Genomic DNA, 17,012 nt, shown 5'->3' on the forward strand with positions numbered 1-17,012 from the left:
GCGCGGCCTCGGCGGCGCTGTTCTCCGAGTGCTGGGACGCGGTCCTCGCCTACGCCGATCTGTGCACGTCCGGCTCCACCGCCGCCGCACAGCTCGGCCGCGAGGCGCTCTGCCTCCGGCAGCCGAATACTCGCTCCGCTCGTTTCGCGCGGCCCCGCGCGAATTGCCCGCCTCCGGCGGTGGGTTATGGAATTGGCCTCCGGCCATTCCATAACCCTGCGTGCCTCCGGCACGGAAAGACGGGCTATTAGGGTTTGTGCCTCCGGCACAAATTGAGGTGCCGGGTTTTGTTGTGTGGGTGGGGAGTTCGCGTTTGAGTTGGGGTTTGGGTTGAGGGTTCGTCATGTTCCCTTTCCTGGGGCGAGGTTCGGGGGGGGGATCTCCGATTCCCTTAAAACCGAGGGTATTTGATTGGTATTCCGTGAGAAAAGTAAATCACGGAATACCAAGGGAGGGCAACAGGGCCCCTCCGGGGCCCGGTTGCCTGTAGGAGAGGGAGAGGAAGGGAACTGCCTCCGGCAGGAAGGAGGAGGGAGAGAGGAGACAGACAGGGAGAGACCACAGCCACCCACCCCACCACCACAGCCAGCCCCGGACCGGCTCCACCCCCACCCGCGCGACGGCCCCAGGCCGACGCGCAACACACGGACAACCCGCCCCGATCCCCGACGCCGGCGCACCGACCCACATCACCGGAGACAAGGAGGCCGAACACCCCGAGGCCGGCCTTGGACATAGGACAGAACCAGAGGTGCAGGGAGGGCCGTTCAGGCAGAGAGGCGACTGTGCTGATGTGGCGACTTACGCCAGGCGATACTTCAGATGGGGAAGAAGGCGCATTTCCGCAGGTCAGAGACCTAAGGAATGGGCAGATGTGCAGGGTCACAGGCGACAGAGCGATCACGAAGAGTCGTTCGTGGCCAGACGCACCGCTGCAAAATGTCAGCTGGGCTGACACGCGAACTCACCAAAATGTCAGCCCAGCTGACATTTTGGTGAGTTACAGGTGTTCGCAACAGCCGAAGCGCTCCTCCGCCGAGTTGTGTCATCCCTGGGGTGACACACGACGCGCCGAATGTCAGGCGTGCCGACATGGAGGTCAGCTGGGCTGACATACTGCCGCTGTCGAAAATCCGAAAGTGGGAGAGCAGCCACGTGTCATCCGCTCAGCCGAGGCGCCGCCAAGCCGCTCCGCGACGGAAGCCGGCGGAGCTTGCCCCTTCTGATCCGTTGGCTGCGTTCGATGCGGCAGTGGCCCCGGTGCGCAGCCTCGACGATCTCGCGCAGCAGTTCCCGGACAGGGACCTGTCGCTCAGTCGTCGGCGAGCGCCCCTGGAGATGTACAGCAGGGAGGACAACCCCAACGCGTTCGCTCTGGACAGCCTGGAGTTCTTCCTCGTCATCAGCCAGTACTTCCGGGAGGCCTTGCCACTGCGGCTTATCTTCCTGCTGATCGCCTGCCAACGGGCAGGCGGGCGCATCGAGCTGACGCAGGATGAGATGGCGAAGGTCCTGGATGTCAGCCGCCAGGCCGTGAACGAGGCACTCCAAGAGATCATGACCCACGGGATCGTGTACAAGCGCTCCCGGGGCGTCTACCAGTTCAACCCTCCATACTCGTACCGGATCGGTGAGCTCATCCGCACGATGGACGGTGGCAAGAAGTATGTGCGGGTAGAACAAGATGAAGTCCTGAACGAAGTCCGTCGGGACACGTCACTGCCTGACCTGGTGCGGTTCCCGTCGCTGGATCACCTGCGGCGGGCAGTGGAAGAGATGCGCGCCGAGCGGGCCGAACGACGGACCGAGCGGAGGAAGGCCCGGCAGGCTGCTGAAAAGCCCGCTGACGGCCTATGGGAGCTGCCTGGCGCAGCGGAGGAGGGGATGGCGCAGTGACTGTTAGTTCGAAGCGCTTCGCTTGGGTCAATGCCGACGGCGTCGTCGCTGACCTCGACCTGCCGGCGACCGCGTACAGGGCGCTGCTGAAGATGCGTTCCCTCAGCGAGGCCGGCGGGCGCATCGAGATCGACCAGGCTGATCTCGCGCGCAAGCTGGACATCAGCCGCCCCGCCGTCACCGCAGCCCTCCGGCACCTCGACCTGGCGCAGCTGGTGAAGAAGCAACGCAATGGCGTCTACCAGCTCAACCCGATGCTCGCCGGCTACCTCAGCCTGGCTGATTGCACCGCGGCCGTCGCTGACATGGACCCCGCCGAACGCCTCAACGCCCCGGACTTCGTCGAGCGGTACCACAAGGCCGTGAAGATGTACCAGGACCAGCTGGCCCAGAAGCGCAAGGCACGCGAGCTGCAAAAGAAGGCCGTCGCCGCACGCCGTGGCGCTCTCCACGCAGTGGGATAGCACAGCAGCCGATCTTGTAGTCCAGTAACCGGCAGGGGCCCAGGGGGGCGCATCACCTTGCCCATCAAGGTTGCTGAGTGAGTCACGCCGAGTCAGGAGCAGACCGGCGGGGGAAATGGAGTCAGTGTTGGCGTTCAAGCGCAGGTCCGCCGATATTTCCATGCCGGACGATCCGGTAGATTTGTATCGGATCCTTGCTCTGAACAACCGCGGGCCCGAAGCTGTCTGGGGGCACCAGCAAGACGTCCTCCGCCACTGGCATCAGAATATGTCTGACGCACCTGACGTGGCCATTGAATTGCCCACCGGTGCGGGAAAGACGCTTGTCGGTGGCCTCATTGGGGAATTCCAGCGCCGGAAGTTCGGCGAACGCGTCGCATATATCTGCCCCACGCGACAGTTGGCCCGACAGACAGCAGCAAAGTTCGACGACTACGGGATTCCGAACGTGCTGCTCATCAACCAGGTGAAATCGTGGAATCAAGCGGACCGCTCCCGATACGTGGGGGGCGAGGCCATCGCGGTCACCGTCTACAACCACGTCTTCAACTCGAACCCCGCCCTCGACGACGCCGCCATGCTGGTCCTGGACGACGCGCACGCCGCCGAAGGACACGTGGCCAGTCCGTGGAGCCTGAGCATCTCCCGCGAGACCCAGGCCGACGCCTACGGTGACGTCCTCTCCGCCGTTCGGTCGGCACTCGATCCGCTGGTCTACAACCGGCTGAGCACCGCGGACACAGACGACTCGCAGTCGTCGTACGTCTACCTCGCATCCCCCATCGGAATCGCCGAGGAGGCCGTCCTCCTGGAGCAGGTCGTCGCTGCCGCCTCCCGCGCCGACAAACTGAGCACAAGCGCCGACCACGCCTGGAAGTTCCTCCAGGGGCGCCTGGACCGCTGCATGGTGTACCTCTCACACGGCCAGATCCTCATCCGCCCCCTGATACCGCCGACCGCACACCACCCAGCCTTCAGCGACCCATCGCGCCGCATCTACATGAGTGCCACCCTCGGCGACGGAGGCGAACTCGAGCGGGCCTTCGGCCGCAAGAAGATCGCACGGATCCCTGTCCCGAAAGGCTGGGAGAAGCAGAGCACCGGCCGCCGGTTCTTCCTGTTCCCCGAGCTCACCAACGACCTGGCCGCGAAGCCCGCCGAGCTGCCTGACTTCGTCGCCGGCATCATCGCCAACTCAGGCAGGGCCGTCGCCCTGACCCCTGACAGGCGCACAGCCAAGAAGTTCAAAGCCCGCTACGCGCCCGTGGGCCACACCGTCCTCAACGCAGCCGACGTCGAGGACGACCTGACCACCTTCACCGCCCAGGACAACACCCTCCTGCTCCTCAACAACCGCTATGACGGCATCGACCTGCCCGGCGACGACTGCCGCCTCGTCGTGCTCGACGGCCTGCCCGCGCGCGGAGACCTACAGGAACGCTTCCTGCACGAATCCCTGGGTGCCACCGAAGTCCTTCAGGAACGCATCCGAGCCCGCATCGTGCAGGGCGCCGGCCGCGCCACACGCAACAACCGCGACTGGGCCGCCGTCATGGTGCTCGGCCAGTCCCTGACCTCCTACCTGTCCGCGCCAGATCACCAGGCCGCCCTGCACCCAGAGGTTCACGCCGAGGTCGAGTTCGGCCGCCTCAACAGCCTGGGTACCTCATCTGCCGACATGCTCGACAACCTTCGCGTCTTCCAGGAGCACGGGCAGGACTGGGCAGACGTCGACACAGACATCGTCACCGCCCGCGAGGGATACACACGCGCCATCGCACCCAGCGCCATCGAGCTGCAGAAAGCCGCCAGATACGAGGTCGACGCCTGGAACGCGATCTGGAACGGCCAGTGGGACTGGGCTCTCACCGCCGTCCAAAAGGTCCTCGACAACCTCACCGGCCCCCGCACCCCTCAGCGGTATGCCGCCCTGTGGAACTACCTCGGCTACAGCCTGGCCGAGCGCCTCGCCCGAGAACCGGGTGACCACGCGTACCAGGAGACCGGAGCCCGCTACTACCGCGACCTCCAGCGCACGGGACAGACAAGCAGCTTCATCGCCCACCTCGTCTCCCCCAGCGACCAAGCCCACGCGCCAGTCCTCGGAGAACTCGACCCCCTCGACGAAGCCGCCATGCGCAGCATCGCCTCTAGCACCGACCTCCACCGCGCAGACCACTTCGAAGCTGCCATCAGCGCAGCACGCACCGGACTCGCAGGCACCGAATTCCGCGCCTACGAAGCCGGCCTGGTCAGCCTTGGCACCTTCGCCGGCGCCTCGCACAGCTACGGCAACGACGACGACTCCGAACCCGCGGCACCGGATGCAGTCTGGATCTTCGACGACACCCGATGGATCACCTGGGAAGCCAAGAGCGAGGCCTCCGCCACCGGGGAAGTCGGTCCCGACAACGTGCGCCAAGCCCAAGCCCACTTGAGGTACACCGAGACAGAACGTCACGAGTCCGCCCCCAGCGGCTCGATCGCCCTGCTCATATCACCGAAGCCGAAGGTACTGCCGGCCGCACGCATGCTCGCCGAAGACTACGTCTACCTCGTTCGCCCGCCCACTATCCTGGAGATCTTCGACCGCCTCGTACGAGCATGGCGCACCGCCCGCAGCCGTACGATCAGCACGCTGTCCCCTGCCTCACTCGCCGAGATCTTCCAGGCCGAGGATGCTCTTCCCTCGCAATGGCTCCCGCTGCTGCAGTCCAGCCCGCTGAAGCAGCAGAGCCCCTAACGGCTGGCGGTCCCTCCGTTGCGGGTGACCTTCTGCTACGGCGAATCGCCCGGGAGACGTCTGGCAGGCGTTACGGAGCTCTTGGGTCAGAGCATCAACGGGGCCAGCGCCGCGGTCACGGCAGCGGCAACAGTGAGCACAGCGGCGAAGGTTGCCGCAGCCCGCGTGATGGCGGTGGGGTAGGTCGCGCCGTCCAGACGGGCGAGCTTTCCTGCGCCGACTGCGGTGAGAAGGGCCACGATGACGACGAGGACTGCGGCGAGGACAACGACGGCCAGCTCGGGCATGACGGTCTCCAGTGGTTGATTGCATCGACATGGCCGAATGTCCTGGACTCGGTGTTCGCCATGGTTCGGGCGATCGATGATGAACAACGGTGAACACATCGATAGGGGGCCAGCGTGGTGCAGAGCGGCAAGACCGAGCGCGTCATGGCACTCACCACACTGCGAGAGCGGCTGGAGGATGGACTGGCCAGCTCTGGAATGACCAAGACGCAACTGGCCGCTCGTGCCGAGCTCAGCCGGACAACTGTGCAGACGGCTTTCCAGTTGACTGGGCCCGTTCCGTCGGCCGGAACCGTGGCGGCCCTGGCCCAGGCGCTGCGACTGCCGAAGAGCGAGCTGTTGGAGCTGCGTCGGCATGCCCTTGCCGGAAACGGATCTGCCGGCGAGGCGAAAGGTGCCGATGACGTCGCGGCGGCTCCAGGGCGGCCGATCAACCAGTGGAACCCGCACGATTTGGAAGTGCACCCGGCCGGACCAGCCTTGGTCAGGCCAGGGTCGAAGGACGAGGCGGAGCGACTTCTTCCCGGTTACGTGCCCCGGCCCCACGACTCGGTTCTGACTGAAGTGGTGGACCTGGCGCGCAACGGCTCCAGCGAACTGGTGATGCTGGTCGGGTCCTCATCGACCGGCAAGACCCGAGCGTGCTGGGAAGCTGTGCAGCCGCTCGCCGGTGAGGGTTGGAAGGTGTGGCACCCGTTCGACCCAACCCGCGCCGAAGCGGCACTCGCCGAACTGACGCGAGCGGGCACGCAGACGGTGATCTGGTTCAACGAGGCCCAGCACTACCTCGGCGACCCACAACACGGTGAGCACATCGCGGCTGCCGTGCATCAGCTGCTCACTGATCCTTCTCGTGCACCTGTTCTGGTTCTGGGCACCTTGTGGCCCGAGTACGCCCGGCAGCTCACCGCCCAGCCCGCCCCGGGAGCACCAGATCCACACAGTCGCGCTCGCGAGCTCCTCGCTGGCAGAACTGTCGACGTCCCGGAAGCCTTCGACCGCGAGGCCCTAGGCAAGGCAGCCACCCTCGCCGAGAGCGGAGACCTGCTCCTGGCCGACGCGCTCACCCGCACCAGTACAGACGGGCGAATTACGCAGGACTTGGCTGGCGCCCCAGAACTTCTACGCCGACACCAGCAGGGCAGCCCGGCCGCACAAGCCGTGCTGAACGCAGCAATGGACGCGCGTCGCCTCGGTGTCGGCCTCCATCTGCCGCAAACCTTCCTCACGGCCGCTGCCACCGACTACCTCACCGATTTCGACTACGACCAGCTCACCGAAGACTGGGCAGAACGGGCCTTCGCCGAACTCGCCGAGCCCGTACACGGCAAGCAGGCTCCCCTGCGTCGAACCGGCCTCCGACCGCAGCGCCGCCCGCCCGGCAAACCAGATTCCACGGCGGGAGCCAGCACGCCGGCCGCCCACAGCGGGCCGATGTTCCGGCTCGCCGACTATCTGGAACAACACGGCCGCGCCAGTCGTCATCTGCTCTGCCCACCCGCGTCCTTCTGGCATGCCGCCCACGCGCACCTCACGCACCCTGCCGATCTCAACAATCTCGCAATCGCTGCTCACGACCGCCACCGACTGCAATGGGCCCACCACCTTCGCCACCGTGCTGCAGCGACAGGGAGCGGGTCAGCCCTACTCCACTTTGCCGATTTCGCGAAGGCCGCAGGAGACACAGAACGCGCAGAGGTCCTTTATCAACAGGCAGCTAGCGCCGGATATACCGTCGCCAAGCTCCGGTTGGCTGAGCTGGAGACAGAACGTCGGTATCGAGATGAAGTACTACCCCTGTACCAGCAGGCAGCCGATGCGGACGATGACGAGTTTGCAGCCATCGCGGCTATGGCGGAGGCCGAGAAGGCTCGTGTCGACGGGGAAGCTGAAGCGCTATACCGGAAGGCTGCTGATGAGGGCAACACCCACGCCCTCGTCCAACTGGCAAGGGCGCGGAACAAGCGTCGGGACACGAAGGGCGCCGAAGCGCTTTACAAACAGGCTGCCGACGAAGGCAGCACCGAGGCGCTAGTAGAGCTGCTCGAACTACGGGCCGCAAAGGGGGACAAGGAGGAGCTTCAAAGTCTTCGCCAGGCTGTTTCCAGCATCGACGACACTAAGGTCCTGCTGCGATTGGCTGGACTCCACGAGAAACACGGCAAGACACGTAGCGCTGAATACCTGTATCTGCAGGTAACCAACGCCGGTGACAGTGACGTCCTGCTCGCTGTGGCGATGGCGCGGGAAAGGAACGGAGACGCGGAAGGGGCAGAAGCGCTGTACCACCAGGCTATCGACAACGGCAACACCAACGCCCTCTTCTACGCGGCGAGGATGGTAGACAGACGCGGGGACAGGGAGAGCGCCGAAACGCTCTACCGGCAAGCTGCCGAAAATGGCGATACCGATGCCCTCGTTCAACTCGTGCGATTGTGCGAGCTCATGGGGCAGGTCGAGAAAGCAGAATTCTGGGCCAGGTCGGCCGCCGATGCCGATGACACAGAAGGCTTGATATTGCTCGGACAGTTGCGGGAGCGAAACGGAGACGAGGCTAGTGCCGAGACCTTCTATCAAGAGGCCGCCAATGCTGGTGATACCGCAGCGATGGCCCAACTGGCACTACTTCGAGAGAAGCGAGGGCTCGCAGAAGAGGCTGAGGGATTGGTCCAGCGTGCTGCCAACCTCGGCCACACTGGCGCTTTGATGCAGCTTGCGCACTTAAGGGAAGGCCTTGGGGATCTGAGCGGTGCCGAGGATCTTTACCGGCAGGCTGCCGACTGTGGGCGACCCGTTTACAGAGTCAGTCTGAACCGGTGGCCGTGGGGACTCGACCCTGACGGTACCCCTACCCCCCCTTGGGAAAATGATCGGGAGCAGCACAAGCCAAGCGAGGAGTAGTAGCCACCTCAGCCATCCAGCGGGCTTGCTGGCCTCGTCGACCTGGTGTGCTCCCCGAGGTGGTCAGGGCAGTCGGCGACGGGCCGGACAGGGGAGCTAAGGGCCCGAGAACCGGGCCATCGCGGGTGGTCAAGTGGGGAGGTTGGCGAAGGTGCCAGCAAGGTTGCGGCGCAGGTGACGGTGGCGCCGTCCAGGCGGTCGAGCTTGCCCGCGCAGCCGGCAGTCATCGGTGCGACGACGAGCACCAGTGCGGTGGTGAGGAGGGTTACGGCGACGTTCACGGCGACTCCCGCCCGGAGATGGGGTGTTGACGTGGACGAAGGTCTCGGAATCGGTGTGCGTCATGGTGCGCCGGGACGAAGATGATCACCGGCGAACACATCACTACCCGGGGGCGAACACGTGCACGAGGAGCGGTCCGGTCACACTCCTGACTCGGCTCTTACCGAACTGCGCAGGAGGTTGGCCGGCGGGCTGGCACGGGCCCGGCTGAACCAGACACAGCTCGCCGCCCGCGCAGCGCTGGGGCGCACCACCGTGTCGGCGGCGCTCTCGCCCAGGAAGCCTGTGCCGTCCGCGGAGACGGTGGCGGCGCTGGCCGACGCGCTGAAACTGCCAGTGCAGGAGCTGCTGGCGCTGCAACGCGACGCGGCCGGTGACGGAAACGGCGAACGGCCGGGGCCCGGCCGGCCGATCGGGCAGTGGGATCCGCACGCACTGGAAGTCCACCCGGCCGGTACCGCGCAGCCTGGGTCCGGCTTGCCTCAGCAGGGGATTCTGCCCGGCTATGTGCCGCGCGAGCACGACCGGGTCCTGGCGGAGGCGGTGCGGGAGGCTCAACAGGGCCACAGCCGGATGCTGGTCCTGGTGGGTGAGTCCTCGACGGGGAAGACGCGGGCGTGCTGGGAGGCCGTGCAGCCGCTGGCGGAGCAGGGGTGGCGGCTGTGGCATCCCTTCGACCCCACCCGGGCGGAGGCCGCGCTGGAGGATCTGAAGCGTGTCGGCCCCCGTACGGTGGTGTGGCTGAACGAGGCCCACCACTACCTCGGAGACCCGGCGGCCGGTGAGCGGATCGCTGCAGCCGTGCACAACCTGCTGACCAGCCCCCAGCGCGGACCGGTCCTTGTGCTGGGCACACTGTGGCCCGACTACTTCAAGCAGTACACGTCCCTGCCCGCAGCTAGCGGCTCGGATCCGCACAGCCGGGTCCGGGAATTGCTCGCCGCACGCTCCGTGAGCGTCCCCGACGCCTTCGACCCCGGCGCCCTGGCCGCGGCCACTGTCTTGGCAGAGCACGGTGACCGGCTACTGGCCGACGCCCTCACCCGCGCCGGCGCAGACGGACGCCTGACGCAGGACCTCGCCGGAGGCCCCGCGCTCCTGGAGCGCTATCGCACCGGCAGCCCGGCTGCCAAAGCCCTACTGGAAGCGGCGATGGACGCCCGCCGAGTCGGTGTGGGCCTGCACCTGCCGCAGGCCTTCCTCACCGACGCCGCCTCCGACTATCTCCACGACACCGACTTCAACCAGCTCACCGACGACTGGGCGGAGAAGGCCTACGCCGAACTCGCCAAACAGGTGCACGGCAAACAGGCTCCCCTGAGCCGGGTCACGCCTCGGCCGCAACGGCGCCCACCCGGCCCTGCCACGTCCGTCAACGCTCCGCCGCTGTCGGGGCCGGTGTTCCGCCTTGCCGACTTCATCGAACAACACGGCCGCGCCATCCGCCGTCACCTGTGTCCGCCTGCCTCCTTTTGGCACGCCGCCCATACTCACCTCACCCGCACTGGCGATCTGGACAGACTCACCCAGGCGGCCGAAGGCTGGCACCGCCTCCAATGGGCCCGTCACCTCCGGCTCCGCGCCGCCGAACAGGGCAGCATCGACGCGCTGGACGACTTGGCGCTGAGGCGGGAGGAGACCGGCGATCAGGAAGGCGCCGAATTACTGGCCCGACAGGCTGCCGAACACGGCCGCACCGAGGCCCTCGCCCGCTTGGCCGAGATGCGGGAAGAGGCCGGCGACCAGGAGAGCGCCGAAACTCTGGCCCGACAAGCCGCCGACCACGGAAACCGCTTGGCCCTGTTGTTCGTGGCCTCGATACGGGAGAGGGCCGGGGACCGGGAGGGCGCCGAAACCCTCTACCGACAGGCCGCCGACTACGGCAACACAGGCGCCCTGCACTTCTTGGCCCTGATGCTGGACAGAGCTGGGGACCGGGAGGAGGCCGAAACGCTGGCCCGACAGGCCGTCGACCACGGCCGCACCAGCATGCTGATCTCCCTGGGGCAAGGGCGAGAGAGGGCCGGGGACCAGGAGGGTGCCGAGACCCTCTACCGACAGGCCGCCGATCACGGTGACCCCGACGGCTTGGTCCGCTTGGCCGAAATGCGGGAGAAGGCGGGGGACCGGGAAGGCGCCGAAACCTTGGCCCGACAGGCCGCCGACCACGGCAACACCGACGACCTGGTCCGCCTCGCCGAGATGCGGGAGAAAGCCGGGGACCAGGAAGGCGCCGAAAGCCTCTACAGGCAGGCCGCCGACCACGGGAACACCGGTGCCTTGGTCCGCCTCGCCCGAATGCGTGAGAGGGCCGAGGACCGGGAAGGCGCCGAAACCCTGGCCCGACAGGCCGCCGACCACCTGAACACCGACGGCCTAGTCTTCCTGGCCCTGAGGCGAGAATGGGCCGGGAACCGGGAAGACGCCGAAGCCTTGGCCTGGCAGGCCGTCGATCACGGTAACCCCGACGGCCTGGTCCACCTGGCCGAAGTGCGGGAGAGGGCCGGGGACCGGGAAGACGCCGAAACCCTCGCCCGACAGGCCGCCGACCAGGGCATTACCGAGGCCCTGATCTTCCTGACCCTGATGCGGGAGAGGGCCGGGGACCGGGAGGGCGCCGAGATCGTGGCCCGACAGGCCGCCGACTACGGCCGCACCGACGGTCGCAGGTCAAGTGTGGCAACCCTGAAAAGACTGTGGCCGTACGGCTTGGACCCGGACGGTACGCCGACGCCCGCGTGGCAATGACCCCCCTGCTACCCACCAGGGCTCAAGCAGCAGTGCCGGCTGCTCCGCGCTGATCAGCCCGAGAAGGGCGCGTGATTCCTGGGGCCAGCGCAGCCACTCATGGACCTTGTTCACCCGCTGCCCCTCACAGATGGTGGGCGATGTTCGGCTGCAGCCGGCGGGCAGGGATCACCAGCCATGCCCCGACGAGCCAGCCCTCGTCACGCCGCCTGGTACGTCCGAAGCAGGAGATCCACCGAGCTCGAGCCAACCGTCGACCCATGCGGGCACGGGTAGGGCAAGTTGCTGCTGGGCCGCGTAGATCGTCGGGCGGTGCTGGTGGATCCACTTCAGGCGCCCGCCGCTGCGGTGGATGGTGCGTACTTCCAGCGCTCCTCGCTGCCCGGCGGCGCCGGTGATGATGCTGGTGCACTGGTCGCTGTATTCGGGCGGCAGATGGCAGTTGCAGTGGTTGTCCACGGGGGTGACGGGCAGGCCCCAGCTGGGTGCCGCGAGCAGCGCCATGAGCCGCCGGTGGCCGGTGGCGCCGTGACCTTCCGCGAACGTGGGGTCGATGATCCAGCGTTCGCCACCGTCGCGTTCGTGGTGACCGAGCCAGCCGGTCACGGCCAGCGGCACCCCTAGGGTGCGGATCAGTCCGACCCGGCGCAGCAGCCCGCTGGTCAGCCAGGCTGACGCTGCGGTGCCTCGGCGTCCCGGCCGCCGGTAGGGACGCTCGGCCGGGTGCCAACAGGCCGGCCGGTCGCGGTGACACGGCGTCATGCCGTAGGTGCCCAGCCGCTGGTCCTGGACGTCGGCCGCGCGCAGCCACTCTTCGGGGTCCAGACCCGACAGAATGACGGAGGCCGACGTGTCCGGCACTCGGAGCACCACCTGCCCGTCCTCAACGTGGGTACGAGCCCCGGGCACCCCCATAATGTCGCCGTATTCGTCGGCGCGCGGCAGGAGCGCCTCGGCCAGGTCCAAGGCCTGGGTCTCGCGCGGGGCGGGCCGCTCGACCGGGTCGGCCTCGAATCGGATCAGGAGGCGATCGGAGCGCGGGTCGACGTATTCGATGCCCCACGGGTGCACAGTAATGATCCGACGCCAAACCAGTGCGGCCATCACCCGGGCCTCCAGCAGCAGCTGGTCGGCGTCCGGCTGCGGGATCAGCAGGGAGCCAGGCTCGGCGGCCTCGACACGGCGGCGGGCGGACTGCCAGGGCAGCCCGGTGTACAGACGCAGCAGTTCGGCGCGACGTTCGATGACGGTCGTCTTCATGACTCGGAGCCCCTCACGACCGCGGAGCCGTCCCGACACAGCACGCGCGGCAGAGAGCCACGAGGATCAACCGGACCATGTAGCGGTGCCAGCCGAGTTGGCTTCTCCACGGGCGTGCTCAATGTCGGGTCGAGCACCGGGCAGGGACCCCGCCGGGCCCACCACCCTGTACTCGACCACATCGGACGGGGGCGGGCCCTGCTCGCTGAGGTGACACACCGCCGCATCACCCGAATGCCGCGGCGATCTCGCCGAGGCAGTACGTCGCCCAGCTGTGCAGGCGCCACGTGGCGGGGCCTGGCGAGTTCATTGGATGCCGCCTGCTCTCTTGTATGGAAGGACCTCCCGGGACTCTTTCCGCGGTTGAAGTCGCGACGCACAGTTACGCGTTGATGCTGGAGTGTGATACGGGTAGAGATCTTCAAAGCCCTGCCGTCGCAACGCATCGGGGGGCGTGCATGCGGGGCCGGAGCGGGGGACGTCGATGGTCGATACGGCGGGCGCGGGCGCTGGGGCGGAAGGTGCCGGAGCGCCCTCTGAGGAGGACGGGCCGACATATTCAGAACTCACGATCTTCGACCTCGTTCCGGAGGAAGACAGCGGGTCGGACACGCTGGGCCGCTACCGGTATCAGGCGGAGGTAGCAGCACGGGACTGCCTGGCCATGCTCACGCAGGACGCCATCGACTCCGTCGTCTGCGAGTGGCACGAGGACTTCGTCGTGACGTGGACCGATGGTTCAGTGGAACTGGTGTCGGTCAAGCATCGCGAAGGGACCCAGGGCCCGTGGACGCTCGCGGAGTTGTGCAAGAGTGGCGGTCTGACTCATCTCTTCGACCGCTGGTGCGCGTGCGAGTGTGCCGCCAACGTCCGTCTCAGGCTGGCGACGAACGCGGCGCTGAAGCCGGGCAAGGGCAATGCCGGTGTCCTGGCGCGGATGTGCGGCCCGGAGCCGGAGGTCACGGCCGGGCTGACCGTCATGGCGGAGGACATCGCACGCCAGATGCTCAAAGTCCGCTGGAAGCAGCCCTATCCCAACGTCCCGGACACTCCCGTGTGCAAGGTCGCGGACATCCAGATACCCGAGGGCTTCGTGGACAAGGTCGTACGATTCCTCGGGGTCCTGGAGATCTCCTGCAAGCCACCGCACCGCGAGAACATCACCGACGTCAACATCCAACGCCTTCTGGTTCCTGCGGTCGAACAGCTGAAGCTGGCGCACGTCGATCTTGAGAACACCTACCGGGCCATCGTGGACCGGATCGAGCGCGCCAACCGTGACGAGAGCGACCGCGGCCAACTGGCCGTGTACATCGCCGACCCGAGCCGGGTCCGGCACAGCACGCAGATGCAGCAGCGCATCGGCCGGCGCAGGATCACCCGCGACATCATCCGCCGGGAGATCGTGTTCACGTCGGTTCCGCTGCCCACGTTCCCTCGCGGCCCGGCGCCCGTGGTGGCACCGGGAGGTGCCAAGCTCCGCCGCAAGATGCGCCGGGGCCGGGTGCCCTCGGACGAGGCGGCCTTCGCGGAGAGGCTGCGGTCCGCGTGGTACACGACCTGGTCCGAGCGGCGCTCCGGCCTGGCCGGGGACGAGACCGACCTGCTGAATCTGTCCACGGACGTGCTGGAGATGGCCTTCGACTGCCGGCGCCATGCACGCGCGCAGGTGGCCGACGGCCGCGAGTTCGGCATCAAGATGAACGACCTGTTGGCCGAGCGGCTCAAGGTCGATGCTCTGCCTTCGCCTCCGCCGTTCCAGCTCAACCACCTGCACCTGCGGGGACTGGCCTACCAGTTGTGCGACGAGTGCCTCTTCTTCTTCTCCGAGCCGTTCGACGCGGACGAGGAAGCGTCATGACGCACCACGCCGACTTCCAGACCGCCGCAGCGCGGATACGGACGCAGCGCCGGCAAGCCGAGCAGCGCGAGACCCACTACCACGAGGCCCGCATCCTCTTACTCATCGCGCAGTTCACCACCCCCAAGGGCGGGCTCTCGGGCCTGACCAAACTCGCCAAGCTCGACTTCCTGCTCCGCTATCCGGGGATGCTGGAGCGTCTCCTGCCCGCGGGCGAGGCTTCGTGGCCGGAGGGAACGGCGCCGACACAACCCGAGCGCCTCGCGGTCGAAAGCCGCATGACCCGCTACAAGTACGGGCCCTGGGACCAGCGCTACTACAGCATCCTCGGCTCACTCGCCGCCCGCGGCTTGATCACCTACAGCGGCAGCGCCCGCGCCGAGTTCCGTGCCACACGGCAGGGGGCCGCCGCTGCGGCCAGTTTGGCCGCAACGCCGGAGTGGGCGGTCGTCGACAGCCGGATCAAGTTACTCAAGCGGTATTTCAACAAGTCAGGATCGGCCTTGAAGAACCTCATCTACGACCGCCTGCCCGACGCCGTCGACCGGCCCTGGCGGGCGGAGATCTGACGTGGCCGTCCATCTGCGCATCAACTCTCTGACCGTCACGACCGCCGAGGCGGAGCAGACCTACCGCTTCGACCGGCCGGCCACGGTGATCACAGGCCCCATTGGCACCGGCAAGTCCAGCCTGCTGATGCTCGTCAAGCACGCCCTCGGTGGTAGTGCCATGCTCACCCCTGCGGTCCGCGAGCACGTGCTGTCCGTTCAGGCCGAGGTCGTGGCCGGCGACGAACATGTCGTCCTCAGGCGGACCATCGAGGGAGACACCGCGGACACGGTGGATCTGCTGGACCCTCGCTCCCTCACTCTGGAGCGCTCCCTGCCTGTGCGCGCCTCCGAGGGTGCCACCACGCTCTCCGACTACCTGCTGGACGCGCTCGGCTTCCCGCGCGAACAGATCGCCGCACGGAGAGAGGGCGCAGCGCGGCCGCAGAACCTCACCTTCAACGATCTGTACGCCTACGTTTATCTTCAGGCCCGCGAGATCGACCGCCAGGTCGTCGGCCACCTGGAGCGTTGGTTCGAGGTCAAGCGCAAAGAGCTCTTCCGCTTGATGTTCGGGCTCACCGACAGTGCGCTCATGGAGCTCAAGCGAACCCGGAACCAGCTCTTGGAGAGGCTGACTGCCAGAGAAGCTGAGCACAAGAACGTCAGTGCCTTCCTGGCGGCCCATGACCCGCGCAGTGACGACGAGCTGCGGGCCGAGCTCACGCAGCTGCGCGACACCCTGGGCCGGGCCGACGCCGCGCTGGCCAGTCTCCGTACTGAACTACAGGAGCAGACGGCCGCCGATACGGCGCTGCGCGATGAACTCCAGAACGCCATCCGCGCCGCGCGGCAGGCCGACGAAGAAGTATCGGCGGCCGCCGACCTCGTCGACGCGCGGAATGCCGTCGTCGCCCAGGTACAGCTCGACCTCTCCCGTCTCGCCCGGTCGGCCACGGCCATCGACCAGCTCTCCCCCTTCGAGTTCGTCGTCTGCCCGCGGTGCATGCAGTCCCTGGCCGCCCGCCCCGTCGAAGACCTCCACTGCCGCGTCTGCCTCCAGCCCGACCCTGTCGAGGCCGACATCGACCCGGCCGCCATCGAGGAGACACGCACAGCCCTCCAACACCAGCTGGAGGACGCCCAGCGCATCCAGCAGGCCGACGAAGAGCACCTGCAGGCCGCCCAGGAGCGGTCGCAACAGCTCAGCTTCGCCATCAGCAGCCTGCGCCGGGAACTCGATGCCCAGACCCGCGACGCAGTCGCCCCTCGCTTCGACGCCATCGCCGAGGCCAGCTCCCATGTCGCCGCCCTCAAAGCCAGCATCGATGCCATCACCCAGCTGCGGGAATCGTGGGCCCGGGTACGCGCCATCGACGCGGACATCCGCTCGATCAAGGCCGAGCGGCGGCAGGTCAACAGGGACATCAAAGAGAAGTCCGAGCAGCTCAAGGCCAGCCAGTCACTGCTGCGCGACCTCAGTGACGACTTCGGCCGGCTCCTCACCGGCTGGAACCTTCCCTGGGTCGAGAGGGCCATCATCGACCGCGACACCTACCTACCCGTCGTCAACGACCAGCCCTTCGAGAGCCTGCAAGCCTCCGGAGGCGGCCTCGCCACTTCCGTCAACCTCGCCTACAGCCTCACCCTCCTCACCTCCGGACTCGACCACTCCGACGTCCTGGTCCCGTCCCTCCTTGTGATCGACACACCGCGCAAGGCCTTCGGCAACAACCCCTCCGACCGGCAACGCGCCGCCGAGATCTACAGCCGGTTCAGGACCCTGGCCGACGCATACGGAGACCGCCTGCAACTGATCATCGCCGACAACGACCCCCCGCCCATCACCGACGACTCCTTCGGCAGGATCGAGTTCGACTACCCGAACCCCATGGTCCCCGGCGTCGACCACCCCGGGCGTGATCGCGTCACCCGCATCGAGAACCAGATCGAAAACCAGCCGGAGGCCTAGGAAGTCGTCCCGCCATCAGACGAAACGCGGTGGGAGTGCGCGCACCAGAT

Annotated in this window: 10 protein-coding genes; 8 read left to right on the top strand and 2 right to left on the bottom strand. The window is 67.1% G+C overall.

The genetic code is table 11. The features are described from left to right. The first annotated feature begins 1,056 nt into the window (after nt 1-1,056). The 3 genes from ABZ016_RS12780 to ABZ016_RS12790 all read left to right on the top strand — a co-directional run bounded on the left by ABZ016_RS12780 (nt 1,057) and on the right by ABZ016_RS12790 (nt 5,103). Nucleotides 1,057-1,896 (top strand): hypothetical protein, encoded by an 840-nt coding sequence (locus ABZ016_RS12780; RefSeq protein WP_356916592.1) that lies wholly within the window; start codon nt 1,057-1,059, stop codon nt 1,894-1,896. Beyond that, on the top strand, nt 1,893-2,360 hold the full coding sequence (locus ABZ016_RS12785; RefSeq protein ID WP_356916593.1) for a MarR family transcriptional regulator: 468 nt from the start codon (nt 1,893-1,895) through the stop codon (nt 2,358-2,360). The genes ABZ016_RS12780 and ABZ016_RS12785 overlap by 4 nt, the downstream gene beginning before the upstream one ends. Nucleotides 2,361-2,487: 127 nt before the next feature. Further along, a complete protein-coding gene (locus ABZ016_RS12790; protein WP_356916594.1) occupies nt 2,488-5,103 on the top strand; it encodes a DEAD/DEAH box helicase in 2,616 nt (871 codons plus the stop codon). A gap of 86 nt (nt 5,104-5,189) precedes the next feature. Here the strand turns inward: ABZ016_RS12790 and ABZ016_RS12795 are convergent, their stop codons facing one another. Further along, entirely contained in the window at nt 5,190-5,390 is a 201-nt protein-coding gene (locus ABZ016_RS12795; RefSeq protein ID WP_356916595.1) for a hypothetical protein, read from the bottom strand. 114 nt (nt 5,391-5,504) lie between these two features. Here ABZ016_RS12795 and ABZ016_RS12800 point away from each other — a divergent pair, with 114 nt between their 5' ends. Further along, a complete protein-coding gene (locus ABZ016_RS12800) occupies nt 5,505-8,291 on the top strand; it encodes a helix-turn-helix domain-containing protein (protein WP_356916596.1) in 2,787 nt (928 codons plus the stop codon). Nucleotides 8,292-8,753: 462 nt separating this feature from the next. After that, nucleotides 8,754-11,321, top strand: a complete 2,568-nt coding sequence (locus ABZ016_RS12805) for a hypothetical protein (RefSeq protein WP_356916597.1) — start codon at nt 8,754-8,756, stop codon at nt 11,319-11,321. Between the two features lie 168 nt (nt 11,322-11,489). Here ABZ016_RS12805 and ABZ016_RS12810 read toward each other — a convergent pair whose 3' ends face one another. Continuing rightward, on the bottom strand, nt 11,490-12,581 hold the full coding sequence (locus ABZ016_RS12810; protein ID WP_356916598.1) for a hypothetical protein: 1,092 nt from the start codon (nt 12,579-12,581) through the stop codon (nt 11,490-11,492). Between the two features lie 484 nt (nt 12,582-13,065). Between ABZ016_RS12810 and ABZ016_RS12815 the strand changes: the two genes are divergently transcribed. From ABZ016_RS12815 to ABZ016_RS12825, 3 genes are read left to right on the top strand one after another with little or no spacing between them, the layout of a single operon-like run. Next, nucleotides 13,066-14,442, top strand: coding sequence for a dsDNA nuclease domain-containing protein (locus ABZ016_RS12815; protein ID WP_356916599.1), 1,377 nt, complete (start codon nt 13,066-13,068; stop codon nt 14,440-14,442). Further along, entirely contained in the window at nt 14,439-15,011 is a 573-nt protein-coding gene (locus tag ABZ016_RS12820; protein WP_356916600.1) for a hypothetical protein, read from the top strand. Before ABZ016_RS12815 ends, ABZ016_RS12820 begins: the two co-directional genes overlap by 4 nt. 1 nt (nt 15,012) lies before the next feature. After that, complete coding sequence (locus ABZ016_RS12825) at nt 15,013-16,962, top strand: AAA family ATPase (RefSeq protein ID WP_356916601.1); 1,950 nt, start codon at nt 15,013-15,015, stop codon at nt 16,960-16,962. The last annotated feature ends 50 nt before the right edge of the window (nt 16,963-17,012 follow it).

The sequence above is a fragment of the Streptomyces sp. NPDC006372 genome (assembly GCF_040612515.1).
Lineage (GTDB): Bacteria > Actinomycetota > Actinomycetes > Streptomycetales > Streptomycetaceae > Streptomyces.